The sequence below is a fragment of the Desulfovibrio sp. genome (assembly GCF_041907885.1).
Lineage (GTDB): Bacteria > Desulfobacterota > Desulfovibrionia > Desulfovibrionales > Desulfovibrionaceae > Desulfovibrio.
Window position 1 is genome coordinate 15,025 of sequence record NZ_JAYRGM010000018.1, and the last position, 20,508, is coordinate 35,532.

16 protein-coding genes and 1 pseudogene are annotated in these 20,508 nt (G+C 53.7%); 10 read left to right on the plus strand and 7 right to left on the minus strand.

The annotated features are described in order from the left end of the window. Nucleotides 1-38 precede the first annotated feature (38 nt). From ACE3NW_RS09635 to ACE3NW_RS09650, 4 genes are all read right to left on the minus strand, one after another. Complete coding sequence (locus tag ACE3NW_RS09635) at nucleotides 39-3,263, minus strand: PEP/pyruvate-binding domain-containing protein (RefSeq protein WP_374282809.1); 3,225 nt, start codon at nucleotides 3,261-3,263, stop codon at nucleotides 39-41. Between the two features lie 104 nt (nucleotides 3,264-3,367). After that, entirely contained in the window at nucleotides 3,368-4,555 is a 1,188-nt protein-coding gene (locus ACE3NW_RS09640) for an MFS transporter (RefSeq protein ID WP_374282811.1), read from the minus strand. A gap of 47 nt (nucleotides 4,556-4,602) precedes the next feature. Continuing rightward, nucleotides 4,603-5,154: a ferredoxin domain-containing protein gene (locus ACE3NW_RS09645; protein WP_374282813.1), complete on the minus strand. Its 552-nt coding sequence runs from the start codon at nucleotides 5,152-5,154 to the stop codon at nucleotides 4,603-4,605. A 1-nt stretch (nucleotide 5,155) separates the two neighbouring features. Beyond that, complete coding sequence (locus ACE3NW_RS09650; RefSeq protein WP_374282815.1) at nucleotides 5,156-6,097, minus strand: chromate resistance protein ChrB domain-containing protein; 942 nt, start codon at nucleotides 6,095-6,097, stop codon at nucleotides 5,156-5,158. Between the two features lie 240 nt (nucleotides 6,098-6,337). Here ACE3NW_RS09650 and ACE3NW_RS09655 point away from each other — a divergent pair, with 240 nt between their 5' ends. The 10 genes and pseudogenes from ACE3NW_RS09655 to ACE3NW_RS09700 all read left to right on the plus strand — a co-directional run bounded on the left by ACE3NW_RS09655 (nucleotide 6,338) and on the right by ACE3NW_RS09700 (nucleotide 16,024). Next, nucleotides 6,338-7,039 carry an ERF family protein gene (locus ACE3NW_RS09655; protein WP_374282818.1) on the plus strand — a complete coding sequence of 234 codons (702 nt, stop codon included), beginning with the start codon at nucleotides 6,338-6,340 and terminating at the stop codon, nucleotides 7,037-7,039. A gap of 68 nt (nucleotides 7,040-7,107) precedes the next feature. Beyond that, nucleotides 7,108-8,271: a hypothetical protein gene (locus ACE3NW_RS09660; RefSeq protein ID WP_374282820.1), complete on the plus strand. Its 1,164-nt coding sequence runs from the start codon at nucleotides 7,108-7,110 to the stop codon at nucleotides 8,269-8,271. A 16-nt stretch (nucleotides 8,272-8,287) separates the two neighbouring features. Then, a complete protein-coding gene (locus tag ACE3NW_RS09665; RefSeq protein ID WP_374282822.1) occupies nucleotides 8,288-8,650 on the plus strand; it encodes a hypothetical protein in 363 nt (120 codons plus the stop codon). Between the two features lie 67 nt (nucleotides 8,651-8,717). Next, nucleotides 8,718-8,963 carry a type II toxin-antitoxin system Phd/YefM family antitoxin gene (locus tag ACE3NW_RS09670; RefSeq protein ID WP_374282824.1) on the plus strand — a complete coding sequence of 82 codons (246 nt, stop codon included), beginning with the start codon at nucleotides 8,718-8,720 and terminating at the stop codon, nucleotides 8,961-8,963. Beyond that, entirely contained in the window at nucleotides 8,953-9,249 is a 297-nt protein-coding gene (locus tag ACE3NW_RS09675) for a type II toxin-antitoxin system RelE/ParE family toxin (RefSeq protein ID WP_374282826.1), read from the plus strand. Before ACE3NW_RS09670 ends, ACE3NW_RS09675 begins: the two co-directional genes overlap by 11 nt. Before the next feature lie 60 nt (nucleotides 9,250-9,309). Next, the gene (locus ACE3NW_RS09680) at nucleotides 9,310-9,510 is read left to right on the plus strand and encodes a hypothetical protein (RefSeq protein ID WP_374282828.1); all 201 of its coding nucleotides are present in this window, start codon (nucleotides 9,310-9,312) and stop codon (nucleotides 9,508-9,510) included. Nucleotides 9,511-9,610: 100 nt separating this feature from the next. Beyond that, nucleotides 9,611-10,585, plus strand: a pseudogene (locus ACE3NW_RS09685) (AAA family ATPase); the annotation flags it as partial. A 369-nt stretch (nucleotides 10,586-10,954) separates the two neighbouring features. Next, the gene (locus ACE3NW_RS09690; RefSeq protein ID WP_374282831.1) at nucleotides 10,955-12,514 is read left to right on the plus strand and encodes a DUF3150 domain-containing protein; all 1,560 of its coding nucleotides are present in this window, start codon (nucleotides 10,955-10,957) and stop codon (nucleotides 12,512-12,514) included. Nucleotides 12,515-12,630: 116 nt separating this feature from the next. After that, nucleotides 12,631-15,345: a response regulator gene (locus ACE3NW_RS09695; protein WP_374282834.1), complete on the plus strand. Its 2,715-nt coding sequence runs from the start codon at nucleotides 12,631-12,633 to the stop codon at nucleotides 15,343-15,345. A 199-nt stretch (nucleotides 15,346-15,544) separates the two neighbouring features. Continuing rightward, complete coding sequence (locus tag ACE3NW_RS09700) at nucleotides 15,545-16,024, plus strand: cupin domain-containing protein (protein ID WP_374282836.1); 480 nt, start codon at nucleotides 15,545-15,547, stop codon at nucleotides 16,022-16,024. 113 nt (nucleotides 16,025-16,137) lie between these two features. Here the strand turns inward: ACE3NW_RS09700 and ACE3NW_RS09705 are convergent, their stop codons facing one another. From ACE3NW_RS09705 to ACE3NW_RS09715, 3 genes are all read right to left on the minus strand, one after another. Further along, nucleotides 16,138-18,150 (minus strand): methyl-accepting chemotaxis protein, encoded by a 2,013-nt coding sequence (locus ACE3NW_RS09705; protein ID WP_374282838.1) that lies wholly within the window; start codon nucleotides 18,148-18,150, stop codon nucleotides 16,138-16,140. Between the two features lie 340 nt (nucleotides 18,151-18,490). Beyond that, complete coding sequence (locus ACE3NW_RS09710) at nucleotides 18,491-20,056, minus strand: methyl-accepting chemotaxis protein (RefSeq protein WP_374282840.1); 1,566 nt, start codon at nucleotides 20,054-20,056, stop codon at nucleotides 18,491-18,493. Next, on the minus strand, nucleotides 20,057-20,314 hold the full coding sequence (locus ACE3NW_RS09715; RefSeq protein ID WP_374282842.1) for a hypothetical protein: 258 nt from the start codon (nucleotides 20,312-20,314) through the stop codon (nucleotides 20,057-20,059). Nucleotides 20,315-20,508: the final 194 nt, after the last annotated feature.

Below are 20,508 nucleotides of genomic sequence, written 5' to 3' on the forward strand. Positions count from 1 at the left end.
GCCTGATGCAAGGCATAATCATCGTAGCATTTTCTTGCTCATGCGCCTGCCAGTTCAATCTCTCTTGTAGACCGAGAAAGGAACACACGTTCCGACTGCCCGTCGGAGCGGCACAATTCAGAGAACTCCACCACGGAATCTGCCTTGGACCACACGCCCACCAGGCCCTTGGGAGCGCAATCAAAGTCGTGGACGATATAGGGAGTGCCATCCACAAAGCCGGTGACCGTGTTGCCCCGCACTTCCACCGCCAGTTCCCGCCACTGTCCGCACTCCACGGGTACATGGGCACTGGCAAGTTCGCTCCGGCGTCCATCCTTGAAGGCGAAGAGAATCAGATTGTCCTCCAGGGCGTTGATCCTAAGCACCAGATATGTGCCTGCCGTGCGGACAGCGAAGGCCAGCCCTCCGGCTTGATCAATGGAGCCTGCAGCGGGCTTCACCATAAGGCTGACCCGTCCGTCCCCCATCTCCGATCCTTTGGCCACGGCGAGAGGAAAGTAGAAGTATGCTTCGACGTTATCCAGAAAACGCTGATAACGCCGCCCCGAGAGTCTGCCCATGAATGAGGTGAAACTTTTTGACAGGCCAGTGGCCCATCGAGCTCCGTCCTGCCGGGCTACCCTGGCCCCCGTATCGTCTTCAACACACTCCCAGTCGCCTACCGCCAGATGGAACTCCGGAAGTGGATTCTTCTGACGTTTGGCGAGCAGGTCATAGTCGCCCTTGAAGAACCCCTCGGCCATGGCTTCTATTTCAGCCGATCCGGTTATGGCCATGTCCAGAAGGCGGCTCACAGCCATCAGGCGGCCCAGCTGGTCGAGTGCCTCTTCTGTCTCTTTGAGTGGCGCTCCCTTCAGGGAAGCATCAAGCACATCCCCCGACGTTTCCACCGTGAAGCCCAACCGGGCCAAAACTTTGGCCAAAAAGGTCACCCGCAGACATTTTCCAGAAAACGTCCCCACACCGCCTGCGAAGCGGAGCTTGATATGGTTCTGGGATGCAGTTTCGCCGCAGAAGGCGTCGATGTTGGCGAAATGGTAGCCGAACCTGGCAGAGAGATTCATGTATTCGGCTCCAAGCAGGGCGTATGAGTCACCTCCGGGTGTTCTTCCACCAACGTCTGAAGTGGCGGAAGAAGCCATGAGGGTCATGAAGCTCCTGGCGTCGAAGGCGATTGCTCCCGACCATGTGATGCCGGGATGGGTAAATCCGCGCCAGATGGCGCACATGGGGGTGCTGCGCAGGTCTTCGGGGGTGACATCGTCGCAGGTGGTCAGAAATTCGCGCAGACCACCGCCCAGATCCACGCAATAGAGTGTCAGCGGAATCTGGGCCTTGAGGTGGACGACATTGGGCGCGTCTTCCGCGTCCTCACTCATGCCGAACATCTCCCGCATGGCCTTTTCATGAGTAAAGCGCACGATGTCATGAAGAGTTTCGCAACCTTCCGGCACAAAATTGGCGGCTTGGGGGTCGGTCAGAGTCAATGGAGAAATATGGTCCAGCGCAGCACGAAGGCGGCGGTGCATCGGGCTGTCCACAAGGGACGACCACGTTTTGGAAGCGAACAGGAGGGATTCCACCCGGCCCTGCAACACGCGTGTGCCCGAAGCATCCAAGGTCACAACCTGCCCCGGTGAGAAAACATGCGGGCATCCTGAAACCCCAAACAGGGCGGGTATTCCCATTTCACGAGCGACCGAAGCCAAGTGACTTGCAGCACCTCCCATGGCTGTAATGATACCACCAGCCCGGTCCATGAGCGCCGCCAACTCCGGGGCAGCATTTCTGGCTGCGAGTATGCACCCTTCCGGGATAGATTCTGGAATGGTGCCCTCAACGACAACAATTTCTCCGCAGGCTGCGCCAGGGCTTGCCGCTACACCGCCAGTCACAATGATCTGTAAACTCGCCCGTTCCTCCTCTGAAAGCTCTGGCTGGGCCAAAACGGTTGCATCGTCATTAGTACCAAGCGGCCTGGATTGAACCACAAACAGTTGGCCTTCGGCATCAATGCACCATTCAACGTCCTGGGGCGCTCCAAAATATTCTTCAAGGCGTAGACCCGTCTTACCCAGATCGAGTATCTGGGAGTCGGTCAGGAGTGGGCTTTCCGGACGAGCAAAAATCGCTGGTTGTTCACGCGAAAGGAGGTACACCGAAGGAAGCGCTTCGCCCGACACCAGTTTTTCACCCAAACCCTCCACCGCGTCGAGGCGCATGGAGCCTGTGCCTCTGCTTGCAGGATCAACCGTATACAGTACCCCGCTGGTCTTGCTCTGCACCATAGTCAGCACCAGAGCGGCCATGGGCACATCTGCATCGTCAAAACCGTGCCGCAGACGATAAAGAATGGCGCGAGGCGTGTACTTGCTGGCGAAGACCTGACGGCAGGCAGCCGCCAGATATTCCGGGGCAACATCGAGCACCGATTCATACTGTCCGGCAAAGCTGGCAGCGCCATCTTCACCTACCGCACTTGATCGAACCGCGAGCAAAACGCCCTGCCTGCTGGTGGCGACCAGCTGCTGCAAAGCCGTTGTCAACTCACGGGTTATTTCATCAGGAAATGAAGCTTGCAGCACAGCGTTACGGATTCGTAGCGAACGTCTTTCCAAATCTGGCAGGTCGAAGGGGGTAATGGGAGCCAACTCTTCTGCGATCCAACTGGCCAGCCCGGAACCTTGCATAAAGCGTTGAAAGGCGGCGGTGGTCAGCACAAACCCGTCTGGCGTTGGCAGGCCAACAACATTGCGGATTTGGGCAAGTTTAGAAGCTTTGCCGCCGAGCAGGGATTCCAGTTCGGCTATTTCATGTGATCGGTTAAACATGGCAGCAGGGTTTGCATGTCCAGGGCGTGCGTCGGCAGCCCAGCCCATTTGCTTATTTATTGCAGAAAGCGAAAGCACAAGCGACCCGTCCTGCACAATAGCTTTGGCCTCCAGTTTTTTCAGGGCCAACTTCAGCACTCGATCAAAAGCCTGATACAATCCCTGATGGCGTTGTTGCGACAGCTCATTCAGCGACTTGACCATGCAAAAAGTATCTTCGCCTATGCTCAGGCAAGTGCGCCTGGCCGCATCTATGGTGAAAGGCTCGCCTCCATAATACGTCTGTTCAAGAGCGGCCAGCCCGTCCAATATGGCGTCATTCTTCGAAAGCATCTCACGAAAATGCCTGTACTTCTGCGAAACCGAGTCGTCAGGGTTCGCCAACAGTTGGCAGGCATTCTTCTTTTTCAGAAAGCCGAACAAACTCATAAGTGTTCTCCCTGTTTCCCGTATTGCCCCGCCTCTTTAATTAAGCGGATTATGTATACAGAAGCACGCCTCCCGACTCTACGCAAGCCTCAAAAGGATATGCTTCAGTCTTCCCGGGGAACATTTTTCAAGAAAAGGGGAATCGCTATAATCATTGCTACTGCCAGCAAAGGGAAACTCACTTGATACCCGCCCCAGCCAATGAGCAGACCCGCGCAGATGGGGCCCGATGCGTGCCCGATATCAAAGATGGTTCCAAACGCGCCCATGGCCGAGCCAAACTGGCGATCACGGCACATATCTACCACCAGAGCGGCAGATGATGACGTTACCAGAGCCTCACCCATGCCAAACACAAGGCTGGCCGCCAGCAGGGGCAAAAATGCATGCAAAAAAGGAATTGACGCAAGCGCTCCGCCGCACAGGACCAAACCGACCACAATCAAGCCACGTCTGCCGCGTGAGTCCGACATCCTACCCAGCAGGGGCTTGCTGAGCATGGTTACAAATATCTGCGCACCCCACAGCAGCCCTGCCTGAAATTCTGACAAGCCCACCACAGTTACCGCATAGATGGGCAAAAAGGCCTCTAGCGCGCCCATACCCATATTTTGCACACCCTCAACGGCAGAGACTGTAACCAGCCGCCTGTCTGAGAGCACCTGGCCAATGCCCTGCCGAAAGCGCTGCAAGCCAGAGCCTGCCGCATGCCCGGTTTCGGGCGGTGCATCTACACCCAGTGTTTTGAGGCCAAGCAGCAGAGCCGCCATACCCGAAACAGCGCTGAGGGCAAAAACCATGCGGAACTGCCACAGCACCGGCCCGCCGCTGGCGCTCACATCAAGCACCAAGCCACCAATGGGCGCACCCAGCAGGGTTCCAATAATCCCTACCGAAGAAAACCACGAGAGCAGCTCGCCCCGGCGCGCCCCGGCAACTTCGGCCACCACGGCCATGGCCACGGGGCCGTAGATGGCGGTTGCCAAACCGTGCAGAAAACGCACAAGCATCAGCGCCCGGTACGAATCAATAAAAAAATAGGCAAAGGGCATCAGCCCGAACACTACCAACCCGGCTAGCATGGTGTGCCTTCTGCCCACCACATCTGAAAGTGCGCCAGCGGGCAGCTTGAACAATATGCCAGTAACTGTGGAAATACCCACTGCCAGTCCCACCGCCTCAGGCCCTGCCCCCAAAAAGAGAGCAAAGAGAGGCAGCACCGGATTTCTGGCCAGGGCATACGAAAAACGGGCAAGAAAACCCACGGTACACAGGTTGTTGAAATCTCGCATACATGCCTCGACTGGGTGGTATCATGAACACCACCCGTAATTATTGCCTAATGTTTGGGTGCAGAACGATCAAAGAAAATGGACTTGCCGTAAAATCCCACGGGTATGCCCATGACAACCTCGGCATCAATAAGACCCAGATGCTTTGCCGCTGCCCCCACCCGCTGCTGTATGCGGTTATCAAGATTGAGCAGGCTGGCTGTTTTGGCCGCGGACACCAGGGCTGCGCCCACGTCCATCATGCGCAGGGCGCAATAGGGGCCAGAGTAGCCCATCTCTTTTTCGACAAGCTGCCGTTTTTTCACAAATTCCGCGCAGGTGGGAAAGCCGCATGCCCCGCAGTCGTAGCCACCGCACGCGCTGTTTTTCAAACCCACCAGCAGCAGCGCCTGGCATTTTTCTATATTTGCGGCATCACGCAGCCAAAAGGCCTCGTTGGTGCTTTTGGGGGCGTAGTCCTTCATGCACTGCGCAATTTTTTGCAGGTCTTCATCACTGCAAATTACGCCAATTTCCAAAAAATCCTTGCCGCCAGCCTTGGGTGCGGTGCGGGCAGAGGCGGCCATAAGCTGAGCTACATGAATGGCTGTATCTTTCATTTTACTTTCCTGTGGATATTTGGGGTGTGTATGAGGCAAGCAGGGTGTCAAAAAAAACAAAGGCCTGCTCAATGCGGGCATGGTCATCACTATTGGCGGCTACCAGCCCGTCCAGCATGCGCCATACGCCGGGGGTTTCAACCGGGGCGGCATCCAGATCTTCAAGGTCAATAGCTTTTATAACTTCCCTCATTTTTAGAGGAATACGCGTAGTCAGGGCAAAGGCCTCGGCAATAACCTCAAAGGTGATAAGCCCACCAACATGCGTAAAGTCGGCATGAGCCATATCAAAAGAAACAATGTCTGACCCGCTGGGAACAGCATCCGCATCTTGCAGAAACCTGATGTTGGCGGCGGGATCAATGAATCGTTTGACCAGCCAAAATGATGCAAGTCTGTCCACATAGGGATTTGCGCGGGTTACCCATGTTTTTTGGCGATAACGCGCTGCCTCTACCAGCGGAATAACGGGATGCCCCTCAACCGGGGGGTGCTGCGCTTCATCAAGCATTTTTTGTAGGTTCTCTCCCTTGCCGCTCGGGAAAAAATCAATGGCCCGTACGACCTCCAGGCGTTTTTCAAGCTTGCGCAGCGCGGCAGGCCGTTCTTGCGAATCGGCTTCTGCCACCGCTGCCCGTATTTCTTCACCAAGGGCAAGATAGTCTTCGTCGCGAGCTCTGGTGAAAGCGGCAGCGATTTGCGAATCCGAAATATTCAGCAGGCTGCCGTTGGCAATAATCAGCGACTCGCCGCCCTGTTCGTCAGTTTCCTTGCCCATCCATGTTAAATGCTCCTGCGTTTGCTCGTTAGCGGGCAGCACATAGATGGAATTTTTGATCTGCACAGCGCCCAAGGCATTGAGTCTGCGCCAAATTTTGACGCGAAACCCCTGAAGTCTGGACGGAACTGAAAACGAGAAGAAGAGCCATTTTGTGTTATTCATGTATCAATTTTAGCTATAGATATATCATTGTCAATGACTAAATGCCAGACTCTCCCAGACAAAATGAATTCAATTTCCGTCAAACAGATACTTTTCATGTACTTTTGGGTAGTTAAGATGTCTTTCATCGCACATAAAAAATATATCATTTTAGTGAAGAGAAGGAAGATAGTCTCTAAAACGCCTTTCAGCACTAGTTAGCACATGAAATTCGTATAGCTTAACCCCAGGATCTTTCTCATGAACGCATATCAGTCTGAAAACATCACCGATTTGGCTAAGGCCCTGTTAAACGTACAGCGAACTGTGCAACCTGCTACAAAAGATGCTGAGAACCCCTTCACCAAGAGCTGGTACGCCAGCCTTAACAGCGTAATGGACGCATGCCGAGATGCGCTTATCGAAAACGGCATCTGGCTGTGCCAGTACCCTGTACCTGTGGAGCAGCCCAACGCCTTAGGGCTGGTTACCAAGCTGACGCATGCAGAGTCTGGCCAGTGGCAAAGTTCTTTGGCCGTAGTTCCTCTGCCCAAGGCCGACCCGCAGGGCATGGGATCGGCAATAACATACGCCCGGCGCTACGCTCTAACTGCCATGTTGGGCATGGTAACTGAAGATGACGATGGTGAAGGTGCAAAAAATGGCAAAAAAGCACCTGCACGGCCTAAATTGTCCGTAATCCCCCCTGAATCGCAAAAAACGCGTCAACGCGAAGCATCCACCACAAACAACATTTCAGCCCCCTCAAATCGCCCGTCAGCAAGCCTTGAAAATCTCCCACCGTTAGATGGCGTCACCTACCAGCAAGTTACAGCCCAGGACGGACGGCCTTGCATCATTGCCACGGGCAACACGCAGGCCAAAAAGGAATTACTGACCGGTTCGGGCTTCCGTTGGAACCCGCAGAGAAAATTGTGGTGGAAGTATGTTGATGCCGCATAATGAAAATCAAAATACCGAGAGAAAGGGCTGCCTGATGGCGGCCCTTTCGCTTTTATGGAGACTACCCCATGGAGCAGAAGGACCGCACGGAAGGATTGAGGGCGTTAATCAGACAGGGGCTGCAAGCCGTAGCCCACAACGACACACTTGCCCATTTGGGCGACCGTTCCAGATATGTGGGTATGAGCGACATCGGTCAGCACTGGGAATGCCCACGGGCTGCGCTGGCAAAAAAGGTGTTGCCCACCGCGAACAGCCTAGAGCGCCTGCTTACTTTGCAACGCGGGCACTGGTTCGAATCTGGGGTTGGGCAAGCTCTCGAATCACTGGGCCTCCATGTACTGCCCCAGCTTGAGATCACCTGGCAACATCAGGGCGTGCCCATCAAAGCTCATCTTGATTTTGTGCTGGTCTGGGGCGCACCGGTCAATGCCATACGCATTCTGGAAGTGAAAAGCACAGACAAACTGCCAGCTTCGCCGCATGATTCTCATCTTCTGCAATTGCATGGCCAAATCGGTCTTCTGACAAAAGCTTGGAACAAACCCGTCTTCAGTTACCGTGCTGAGGACGGTACGCTTCTGCATGAGAAGATGACCTTCCCTCAACTTTGCCGTGCCCAATTTAGCCTTGAGATGCCTTCAACTGCTGCTGAGGCAAGTATGGAAGCATGGTTGCTCTGCCTCTCCATGAAGGAAGTAAAGGCGTTTGGCCCCTATGGCTTCAACCAGGCCATGCTTGATACGGCCCTTGACCATGCGGCACAGCTTTGGGGCGAGCTTGCAGCATTTCGCGCCGGGCACATAACCCTGGCACAGGTGGATTGCGCTCAAGGCTTTTACCCATTGTGCTCATACTGCGAACATAACGGAGACTGCCCCAAATTTCCGCAGGGCGTGCAAATGCCCCAATGGGAACCAGCCCTGGAAAGGCTGGCTGCGCTCAAGGAGCAGCGCACCGCTTTAGATAGCGAAATAAAAGAGATGGAAACTGTGCTCAAGCTTGTTCACCGCCAGGCTGGCACACGGGATTGGGTAGACACGGGAAACTACCGCTTTCGCATGTCAGTGGCAGCAGGCCGCACCACTTTGGACAAGGATGCTCTGCGGGAGGAGTTGACCGAGATTTTTCATGCGGAGCATCTGGGCGACACCGACGTGGATACCTTGCTGGCCCGCTGTGAGCGTACGGGCTCACCTTTTGAAAAATTGAGCATTTCGCCCATAAACTGAACTTCGGGAGATCTACATGGGATATTATTCTGACGTGGCCCTGTGCCTGACAAAAAATGGCATGAATCGGTTAAAAACAGCTCTTGCAGAGGCAGAAAAGAACAATCCCGACAACTTTGCAGCAATCAAAATGCTCATCGGTGGCAAACCCAACAAAATCGATGAAGGCTCAGGCTCCGTTGTCTTTCTGTGGGAAGGGGAAAAGTGGTATGATGATTTTGATGAAATCGCCTTTGTTGGCAAGTTCATGGACAATTTGCCCCACGAAGACTTCCTGTTCATCCGTATTGGCGAAGATTATGACGACATTGAAACTCGCGGTAGTTATCAGGGCAATCCGCAACGGGTGCGAATTGCCCGGGAAATTGCAGCGGACTGAGTCTTATTGACTGATGTCAAATTTGATGCCATAAAAGATATCGAATTTATCCAACTTGGAGGATTTCATGGATTCCATACACTCCAATATCACCGTTAGCGTCACAGAACTCAAACGGAACTTTGCGAATGTCCTGGCAACTGCCAAGGATGCGCCGGTGGCAGTTTTGAACCATAACAAGCCAGAAGCCTACCTTTTGTCCGCAAAGCACTACGAAGAAATCCTCGGAATTCTCGAAGATCTTGAAGACAGAAAGATTGTTGAAAAACGCGAAGATGGCCCTTTTGTCAAGGTAACGCTTGATGAGCTATAGTCTACAGTTTCATGAGCTAGCACTGAAAGAATGGAAAAAGCTTGATGCCAGCATCAGAGAACAGTTTAAAAAGAAACTTGTAGAACGTTTACAACAGCCGAGAGTTCCCTCATCTGCCCTGTCTGGCATGCGTGATTGCTACAAGATCAAATTGCGCTCCATTGGGTATCGCCTGGTGTACAAGGTGAATGATGACATTCTCTTTGTAACGGTCATCTCCATTGGCAAGCGTGAACGCCTTGAGGCATATCGACAAGCCCTACGACGTATGCCCTCTGACGAATAGTGCCATAAGGAGAACACTGCTTCCTGATAGGCAAATTGTCAGCAGTGCAACGGAGACATTATGCCACTTGCCCTTGAAGAGCTGGTTGCAACTGCCATTGAAAATCAGCATGTTATTCTTGAATTTGAGCTTAAAAAAGGCATTCCACTGAACTATCTGGATGAAAAAGGGCAATACACCCTGCGTTATCCTGATGGTCATACGGAAACCGTCTCGGTGTCTGAGGGCGCAGAAGTTCACCTGCCAGACAATTCCCTATAATTACACAAAAAACCATCCTAGCCAGACTGATACCATATTTCGAAGAGCCCGGTTCCCTTAAAAGGAGCCGGGCTTTTTCTGCATCTAAGGAGCAGCAATTATGAATACAAATTTGATCGAAGGACTTAGTAACCTGCAACCCACCGACCTTGATGCCGGGCAGGTTTTCAGCGGCAAGCCCTCCGGCACCACGGTCAAAGGATACGCCGTTCCTTCGGCCTACACCCCGGTCATTGACCACGACTATATCTTCCATGAGTCAAGCCGCGATGTTGTGGTCTGGTTTCTCAACGCACAGGAACCGTTGTACGTATTCGGCCCTACTGGCTGTGGTAAAACAACATGCATCAAGCAGCTGGCAGCCAGGCTTAACTACCCCGTCTTTGAGGTTACTGGGCACGGGCGGCTGGAGTTTGCCGACCTGGTTGGTCACCTGACAGTAAAAAATGGCAGCATGACCTTCGAGTACGGCCCGCTTGCGCTTGCCATGCGTTACGGGGCGATAATCTTGCTGAACGAAATTGATCTGACATCCCCTGAAATTGCAGCAGGCCTGAACAGCGTGCTGGACGGCTCCCCCCTGTGCATTGCGGAAAACGGCGGCGAACTGATTGTGCCACATCCCATGTTCCGTCTGGTTGCCACGGCCAATACCAATGGGGGTGGCGATGACACCGGCCTCTACCAGGGCACCCAGCGGCAAAATCTCGCATGGCTGGACCGCTTCACTATCTGCGAGGTGGACTATCCATCTGCTGATGTGGAAAAGAGCCTACTTGCCCGGCGCTTCCCATCGCTGCCCGAGTCGCTGTGCACTACCATGGTGGACTATGCCAATGAGGTCCGCAAGCTGTTCATGGGCGAGGATCCCACCAGCAATCTTACTAACGCCATCGAAGTAACATTCTCCACGCGCAGTTTGCTGCGCTGGGGAGATCTGACCGTTCGCTTTCAGCCGCTGGCCCATCAGGGCGTACAGCCTGTAACCTACGCCCTCGACCGGGCTCTGGCCTTCCGTGCTAGCCGTGAAACCCGCGCAATGTTGCACGAGCTGGCTCAGCGCATGTTCCCACAACTGGTGGAAGTTGAATCCCCCCAAACCGTAACGGCAGAAATTGAAATCCTGCAAGGCGAGCAAGCCCTACGCTTCATGCGCGGCCATCTGCACCACACACCCACGGTGGGCAAGCCCCTCGTTCATCTTCAGGTAATTCACAACCTTTCCGGCAAAAAGCAGGACGGCAAGTTCTGGATCGGCGAGGCTAGCCCTGTGGGCCTCACGCTAAAGTGGGGCAAGCCGGACACTGTCGGGCAACAACACTTTATCTCCGCTGAAAATTGTGCTGGCAACAATTCCGTGTTTGAACTTGAAGCTCGCGCGACAAAAAAGATCACGCAAGGCTACGCCCTCAACCTTGCAAAAAGCTCTTTCTAGGAGGCTATAATGACACAACTTGTTTCTGACATCCGCATTTTGGACAACTTGCTGGCCCTAAACCTCAACGTCAGCCTGTGGTCAGCTCGACGCAAAATGAGCCAAGAAGACTTGGGCGGCGCAGAACTGCCCCCTGAAGATCTGGCATCTTTGGGCTCCAAGCGCATTGCCGACCCGGAAAACCTCAAAGTGTTCGGCACGCTCAAGGCTCGCGCCTTCAACTACCTTGACCGGCACGGGGTACGGTTCATGTCCGGCTGGGCCATACCTGAAGAAAGGGCTGGCGAGATCGTGCAGGAGCTGCTTAACATCCGCACCGAATTTCAGAAAGAAAAGAAGGCATTTCTGGCGAACTATGACCAAAATGTACAAGCATGGATTGAGAAGCACCATCAGTGGGGCGAAATTATTCGCAACTCCCTTGTGGGGCCTGACTATGTACGCGCCCGCATGGATTTTCGCTGGCAGTTGTATAAGGTGGCCCCGCTTGAACAGCACACAGACAACACCGCTGTGCTGGAAGCCGGTCTGGCGGAAGAGGTGCAAGGCCTCGGCGGCACCCTGTTTGATGAGGTGGCCAAGTCGGCTGACGATATATGGCGCAGGGTTTATCACGGCAAGACGGAGGTAACCCACAAGGCGCTCTCGCCGCTGCGTACCCTGCATGCCAAGCTCACGGGCTTGTCATTTGTAGAGCCGCATGTGGCCCCGGTGGCTGACATCGTGCAGTCTGCACTGTTGCGCATGCCCAAGAAGGGCAACATCACCGGTACAGATCTGCTGCTGTTGCAGGGGCTGGTTTGTCTGCTCAAAGACAGTACGGCTCTTGTGGGCCACGCCCAGAAAGTTATTGAGGGCTACGGCCCGGCCTTTGTGCTGGATGCCCTGCTGGCTGGGCGGGGCGTTAGGGCCGTCAGCGTAATGCCATGGAACTGTCCTGCGGCGGTTTCGCCAAAAGCCGCCGCAGGACGCAACAGAAATTATACGGCGAGCAACGTAATTTCCTCCCAAGCGTGCAGGCGGTGCCCCATGGTTTTTGAAGAATTGCCCAGTTTGTTCCGTATCGAAGTGCCCTTGCCGGGCAATCCCCTCAAACAGCTCAACGCCTATCTGATCAAGGGCGATGATCGACATCTGCTTGTGGACAATGGCTTCAACATGGCCGAGTGCGAACACGCCCTGCGCAGTGCGTTGCAAGAGCTGGATGCCCCGTTGGAAAAACTGGATTTTTTCCTCACTCATCTGCACAGCGACCACAACGGCCTCACCTCGGTGCTGCGCACGCCTGAAGCCCGGATTTTTTGCAGCGCCGAAGACGGCAACCACATTAACAGGTTTATTGAGGACGATGCCGCCTGGACAAACATGATGCGCGGGCTGGAGAAGCACGGCTTTTCTGGCAGCGCGCTTGAAGAACTGCTGCAATCGCACCCAGGAAAAATCTATGCCTCGCCAGAACCTTTGCCCTTCACCCCGGTCAATGATGGGCAGGTGATCGCATACGGCGGCTACACATTTACGGTTATTGCCGTGCCGGGGCATAACGGATGCGATTTCAACCAGCCTTAGTCGCAACGCTGATAAAAGCGTTGCCCCGCCTACAAGCGCTGCGCATTTTTGCGATGCGGCTGAGCGCACTTTTTTGCGCCCTATTTTTGCTGGTTGCGGGAGCCGCTTTTTCGCCAGTGCATGCAAACGGCGACAGCGCGGCACAGCGTGGCGTGCAGGGCGGGGCAGAGCACAAGGCCGTGCTTCTGCTTTCTGGCGCCCAATACGGGTTGCCAGTTTCGGACACGCTCACCACCTCTGCCGTGGATGCTCTGAGAGACAAAGGCCTCAGTTTCAGCCATGTTTATGTAGAGATGCTCGACCTTGTGCGCAACAACACCCCGCAGTGGCGCACAATGCTTGCCGAACTTTTGCGGCACAAAATTTCCCAGGCAGATATCGGGCTGGTGATTACCCAAAATCAGGCCGCTCTGGAGTTTATTGCTCAAGAGGGGCACAGCATAGTGCCTGCTGATGTTCCGGTGCTTGCCACACTTGTTTCCAACCCCGCCATTGCGTGGCAGGGGCCCGCCAGGCCAGTTCTGAGTATTATCAGCCGCTGGGATACCCCCGGAACAATCCATTACGGCATGGAACTTTTTCCGCGTACAAAGCGGCTGGTCGTCATTGGTGGTGCTGGCAGCGCACAGGCAGCCTTTTATGAGCAGTCCTCTGCCGCTGCTGCATCCCTGGCAAAAAATATTGAGATTGAAGACACCTCTGCCCTGCCATACGAAGAGATGCTTTTGCGCGTGGCAACCCTGCCCGCAGACTCGCTTGTTCTGCTGGGAACCTACTTTGCGGACATAACAGGCCGCAATTTTGTTCCGGCTGATGTTGCGGCCGAAATTGCCAAAAAGGCCAGTGCACCGGTGTTGGCCCTGTATGATGCCCACGTTCGCCAGGGGCTTGTTGGTGGTTCTGTGGTAATCACCGCAGCGGTAGGCAGGCAACTTGGGATGGTTGGGTTTGAGATTTTGTCCGGCAAGCGCACACTTGGCAAAGACAATGCCGATGCTCTTGTAGCGCCGCAGCCCCTGTTTGACTGGGCGCAATTACGACGCTGGGGGGCCAACCCGGCAAAGCTGCCCACCAACACCATTTTTATAAATCGTCCGCGAACACTCTGGAGCGACTACCGTAGTTCGGTAATTATTGCCCTGGTGGCCATTGTTGTTTTGTCAGCCCTTTCCATTGCTCTGGCAATGCAGAACCGCAGGCGCAAGCTGGCAGAGCTGGCCACCGCAGCCCTGAATGACCAGCTGGAAGAACTGGTGGCCACGCGCACGGCAGAGTTGCAGACCATATTTGATTGCGCCAGCTCTGGCATTGCCCTGATAGCCGACCGCATGTTTGTTCGCGGTAACCGCAGAATGCACGAGATATTTGGCTGGCCGCAGGGCGAGATGATCGGCAAATCGGTTGAAATATGGTATGTAGACAGAAATGCCTACATAGAAGCGGGCAAAATTCCTTATGACATGATATGGGCTGGCGAAATCCACTGCCGTGAAGAAGAACTGGTGCGCCGTGACGGCAGCCGTGTTTGGGTGCGCATGACTGGCACAGCGGTTGACCCGCACGACCGTTCCAAAGGGGTTGTGTCCGTTATCGACGACATTACAAACGAGCGAAAGGCCATGGCCGAGATGAACATGGCCCGCGCCCAGGCAGAAGCAGCAAACGCCGCCAAAAGCTCGTTTGTGACCAACATGAGCCACGAGATACGCACGCCCCTCAATGCCATAATCGGGCTTGCCCATCTTTTGAGAAAAAGAGCGCACGACAATGACACCGTAGAAAAGCTGGATCGGGTTCAGACCTCTGGCAGGCATTTGCTGCGCCTGATCAATGACATTCTGGATTTCTCAAAGATCGAGGCTGGCAAGCTGATTATTGTCAACGAGCCCATGGACGCGAGGACCGTTGCCGACAATGTGCTGTCAATAATGGCCGAGGGCGCCTCTGCCAAGGGCTTACAGCTGCGGGCAGAGTCTGACACTTTGCCTTGCGCAATCAGTGGGGACAGCATGCGGGTGACGCAGGCCCTGCTCAATCTGGTGGGCAATGCCATCAAGTTTACGCCATCGGGCAGCGTTACAATCCGTACCCATAAGGAAGAGGAAACTGATTCGCAGATCAGGCTTCTTTTTGAGGTGGTTGATACAGGTATTGGCATCGCAGAGGAAAAACTGCCCGGCTTGTTCGCGCCCTTTGAACAGGTTGACGCGTTAATGTCAAAGCGTTTTGGTGGCACAGGGCTGGGGCTGGCCATTACCCAAAAGCTGGCACAGCTGATGGGGGGACATGCCGGGGCCAGCAGCACCCTGGGGCAGGGCAGCACTTTTTGGTTTACGGCAGTTTTTGACAAGGTTGAAGACAGCAGTCTTGTGCGGGTAAGGGAGCAGATTAAAAATGCCTGCCAGGAGATTGTGGCGGGTTTTTCTGGCAGCCGTATTTTGCTGGTTGAAGATAATGAAATCAATATGATGGTTGCCACCGAAACCCTGGCAGAAGCGCGCCTTGAGATAGACGTTGCACGCGATGGGCTGGAGGCTCTTGCCGCCGTAGGGGCCGCGCGGCCCGGAAAATACGCAATGATCTTGATGGATATGCAGATGCCCAACATGGACGGCCTGGAGGCAACCCGCGAGATCAGAAAGCTGCCCCTTGCACGTGATCTGCCCATCATTGCCATGACCGCCAATGCTTTTAATGAAGACCGCGCGCGCTGCTTTGCGGCGGGCATGGATGATTTTATTGCCAAGCCGGTTGACCCGGAGCAGATGTTTACAACCATTCTGCTCTGGCTGCGCAGGGGCAGCTTTGCGGGCAACACGCGGAAAAGGTAAGCCTGTGGGGAAACCTGCGTGGGGCAGACCTTGCCTGTAGCTCGGCAGGGTGCAGTAAACCATATATTTGCCTGTGTTGTGGCAGCTTACAGCCCGTGATGCTGCCCGTGATGTCGCCCGTGATGCTGCCCGTGATGCTGTTTGAAAAATCATGTTCGTGTGCGCTGGCAATACGCCACCGTCAAATATGGAGGTTTGCGTGCTCAGAAGGAATCTGTTTTTCAGCGTCTTGGTTGGTCTGGCCGTTTTTGCGGCAGGCTTTTGGGCCGGAGGCAAAACCTATGGTCAGGCTGGCCCGGGTTTTGCCCTTGCTGCCACACCTCCCGTGGTGGGCGTGAGCAAAACGGTATTGTTTGAGGCCACTCATTCGTGGGATGGCACAGAATACGGCGCGTACCCGGCTGGCAATGCAGACATCAAGATTGTAAAAATCGTTATTCCCCCCAATACCAAACTTGCCAGCCATACCCACCCCATGCCCAACATCGCCTATGTACACAGTGGAAGCCTGACGGTAAAAAGCGAAACAGACAATCAGGAACGGCACCTCAAACAGGGCGACTTTTTGGCAGAAATGGTCAACAAACCGCACTACGGTTACACTGGCAGCGAAGGGGTTGAACTTTTTTTGGTTTATTGTGGCGTAACCGGGCAGAATCTGGCTATTAACACGCCCTAGTTGGCGCGGCTTTTTTTGCCGATGCCCAAAATGCAGGCCGCCCCCGGGTGCCATCCAGCAGCAGGCTGGGCGGCCACTCGGGGGCGGAATGCATTGGTTTGCCGGGTGCAGCGCTATTTTTTTCTCATGCCTGCCACAACATGTTGCAGCTTGTCTGCCAGACCGCGCAATTCGTCTACGCTGCGCGCAGCCTCTGTCATGCCCTCTGCTGTTGTGGTGGCAATGCTGTTGATATCCCTCACTGCGGCATCCACACGCGAGGATGTGCTGATCTGCAATTCAACCGCCTGGCCAATGCTGCGCACCCGGCCAATGGTTTCCTGCACCATGGAAACAATTTTTCCCAGAGCATCGCCAGAGTTTTGGGCCAGGGCGGTTGTTTCTTCAATGGTGCTGGCTGCCGTATCCATCTGCAACACGTTGTTGCGGGTTCCCACCTGAATATTGGTAACCACTTCTTCAACTTCGTGCGTGGCGCCCATGGTTTTTTCTGCCAGTTTGCGCACCTCGTCGGCCACCACGGCAAAACCGCGCCCGGCATCGCCCGCGCGGGCTGCTTCAATGGCGGCATTGAGCGCCAGCAGATTGGTTTGGTCTGCAATGTCTGAAATAACATTCATAACGTTGCCAATGCTTTCTGCACGTCGGCCCAGCTCGCTCATGCTGTCCTTGAGGCTTATGGCCTGAACCCGCACCGACTCTACCGAGGTTACCACCTGACTTACCGATGTCTGCCCCTGGGCGGCCTGTATGCCGGCGTTGTTGGCCTCGGCAGCTGCACCGTCGGCGCTTTCTGAAGCGCCGCGAATGCTCTCGCCCATTTCGGACATGGCGCGCACGGTTGCCTCTGCATGTTCTTTTTGCTCATCAGCGCCTTTTTCGGCTAGGTGGATGATGTCTGCCAGGCGTTGCGAGCAGTCGAGCAGGGCATTTATAATGCCCTCGGCGGCCTTGGCTGCCTCAAGCACTGAATTGTTTTGTTCAAGAATTCGCACTTCTTTCTCGCGCAGGTCTGTCATGTCGGTGTAGAGGCAAAGGCCGCCCACCAGTTCCTTGGTAATTTCGTTAAAAAGGGGCGAGGCGGCAATGAGCACATGGCGTTTTGCACCCTTTCTGGCCACCATGTCCCGCTCAATCTGAATGGGCTTGAGCGTTTCCATGGCATCTGAAATAACCGTTTTACGGCCTTTTTCGCCGTAAAAAAACAGGCTGACGTCCATGTCCTTTGCTTCGTCCGGGCCCACATCGGTTTGAAGCAGATCGGTGAGGGCCTTGTTTGTGCGTCGCACCTTGCTGTCTACAGTTACAACCAGAAAGGGCGTGGCGATTGCGCTCAGGGTTCCCCTTGTATACCCAAGCGAGTCATTCATTTTGGAAGACATGAGGCTCAGGGCATCAACCACATCCTTGAGCTCTCCAGAGTATTCGCCTTCAATCTGTCCCTCAAAGTTGCCCTTGGCCTGGGCCTGGGCAAATATTTTAATGTTCTTCAGTGGAGCAAGTATCATGTGCGCCACCTTGAGCAAAAGGCAGGCAATGCTTATGGAAATGAACAGCGCAATGCCAATGCCCATAACCATGGATTTGTCTACGCCTGCCTGAAAGTCGGCATAAATTTTTTTGGACTTTGTACTCTGGGCTTCAATGTTCTTTAATAGTGCATCTTTAAGGGCACGCCATTTTTGTGTTTCCTTGGTGGTCAGCAGATCTGTGGCGGCTTGGATGTTGCCCCCCTGCGCAAGGTTGATCACCTCAAGTTTCAGAGGGTGCGCCTCTGCCCACAGGGCGGCAATTTTATTGAGGTCTTCTGCAAGGGCTGGCGGGGCAAGCTGAAGGGCTGCCTTGTTGGCCGCCTGAAATTTGTTGTGGGCAGCGGTAAAGTTGTTTTGGGCCGTACCATCACCGGGGCTCAGCACTATGTTGCGCATGGCCTGCTCGGTTTGAAGCCCCTGGGCGTACATTTCCTGCATCTGGGCGAGCAGGGCTTCTTCCTGATTGACGATAGTATTTATCGACTGCCCTATGTGGCGAAATTCGGTAAAGAAAAGCAAAAATATGGTGGCAAATGCGGCAACAGTTGCGCACCCCAGGGCGATCAGCAAGGTCTTGATCGTCAACCGCTTCATGAAGCCTCCGGCGTGATTGTCTTGTGGGCGACCAGATTAAAAAATATGATGTGATTTTATTAACAATCGGCATTAACTCAATATTCGATAGGGGGGTGGGACGTCAATTGGGAATAAATCTTAAATTGTAGTGTGTGAGTATGAATATCTGCGCATAAACCCGTACTTGGTGAGAGGACAATATAGCAAAAAGAGGCGGAAATTTTTTCCGCCTCCAATGCTTGTAGTTGCTACGCAACTCAAGATAGCTCTATTATATTGTTCACGTGTGATGTTTTATTGGTGCGCCATGATTGAATCATTATATGGCGCAAAACTATTTTTTTGTGCCAAAGCACCATTACTGAGAAACAAATTTTTCGGTGATCTGTTTTGCTCCTGTGCGCAATCTGGTGATAAGCGATTGCAGAACCTGGCTTTGCTGTGCCAGATCCACCAGGGCAGTTGATATCTCCTGAAGTGCCGCCGAGGTCTCTGTAGAATTTTGATCGGCCATGGAAATGGACTTGGTAATCTCGGCAGATGCCTGTGTCTGCTCGTCCACAGCACGGGCAATTGCCTGAATCTGCGAGGCCATATCATTAACGTGCGCTGTGATCTGGCTGATGGCCTCACCTGTGCCCTCTGCCATTCCATTAACCTTTGAAATGGCTTCAACGGCCATATCCACACTGTTTACATTGTTGCGTGTTCCTTGCTGGACAGATTGAATAGCATTGCCAACTTCCGTAACAGCCAGCATGGTTTTTTCTGCGAGCTTGCGAACTTCGTCTGCAACTACGGCAAACCCTCTGCCTGCATCGCCAGCTCTGGCCGCTTCAATTGCCGCGTTAAGCGCCAACAGGTTTGTCTGGTCGGCGATATCGTTGATGACATTCATGATCTTGCCGATATCTTCAGCTCTTTGTCCCAGCTCGCTCATGCCAAATTTGAGGTCATTGGCCATGGTCTGCACAGATTTTATGGCTTCAACCATTACTTTGACCGCATGCAATTCTTTCTGCGCATTGGCTTGGACAACTTCAGAGGACGATGACGCCTGGGCCGCATTGGTGGAAACTTCCAGAACTGAGGAATTCATTTGTTCCATGGCGGCGGCAACGGTATTCATGTTATTGGCCTGGGTTGAAGCAAAATTACTGGATTGCTCAACCTGGGCAGAAATCTCCTGTGATGCAGAAATCACAGTTGTTACCACGCCTTCGAGCATATTTGCTGCTTCAACCATGCCTTGCGCCCGCGACTTGAGAACATCGTCGCGTGCATCCGATGCCTCCTGGGCGTGCTGCTCTGCACGGGCTTCTGCCGCTTCTGCCTCGGCGGTTTTTTGCTCTGAAAACAAAATCTTTTCTTTCAGCCGCACAACCATGGCCGTTAAAGCCCGCTCTAGTGCCTGCAACTCTGCCTTGAAAGTTCCGTGCGGCTGTGTGTCCAGCTCGCCCTCTGATACCTCGCGGGCAAAAATTTGCAGCCGCATCAGCGGGGTAACCAGGCTGTTGCGCATGATGACCCACACAGCGCCGATAATAAGCACCAGCACCACAAACGTAGCCAGGCCAATGGCAAGGGCGGCCTTCTTGGTTTTGGATACAGCATCATCCAGAGAGTAGATGATCTCAAATGCTCCGTGGATTTCGCCTACCTTCCAGCCTTCCTTGATGCCGCCAATGGGATCGGGGGATCCCTTGGGATCGCCGTGGCAGTAGAGGCATTCGGCAGTAAGGGCGATGGGCTTGAAGTAGTGGATTGCACCGGGCTGGCGCACCACAAGTTCTGAGAGGCCCTTTGAGCTGATTTGATCAAGGGCGGCCCTTTCAAGGGCGTTGGGTTCATTTTCTGGATTGCGGGGAGAATATTTGGGAACGCGAAAACCATACCCAAGTTTGCTGGCATTTTGGCGCGCCATCTATATGGCAGTGATGATCGGTACGGCCTCAACAAGCTTGTCACGCGGGATTTCTTCTAGTGGCTTGATAACCCCGTTGAACTTCTGGGCCATCTCGTTGCGGGCCGATTCTGCCATGCTCACAATGCCTTGGGCGGAATGAATGACGGCATGTTCTTCTGATGTCCAGATACTTTGCACGGCGTATACAAAGATGGTGATCGCAAGCAGGGTTGGCCCGATAATGGAGAGGAGCAGAACTTTGGACTTGATACTCATGGTATGCCTCACCGTGAAGATTTTAGGTGATGTGTGAGTATTGCAAATTTTTTCACATATGTTTTAAATGTAATAAAAAAATAGGTTTTTTTAAAATAGGCATGTAACGTGCTTTTTACATGAGTAGGTAAATATTTGTAGTGTATTAAAAAATTAATAAATAGTATAATTTGAAAAATAGTTTTATTTTATAG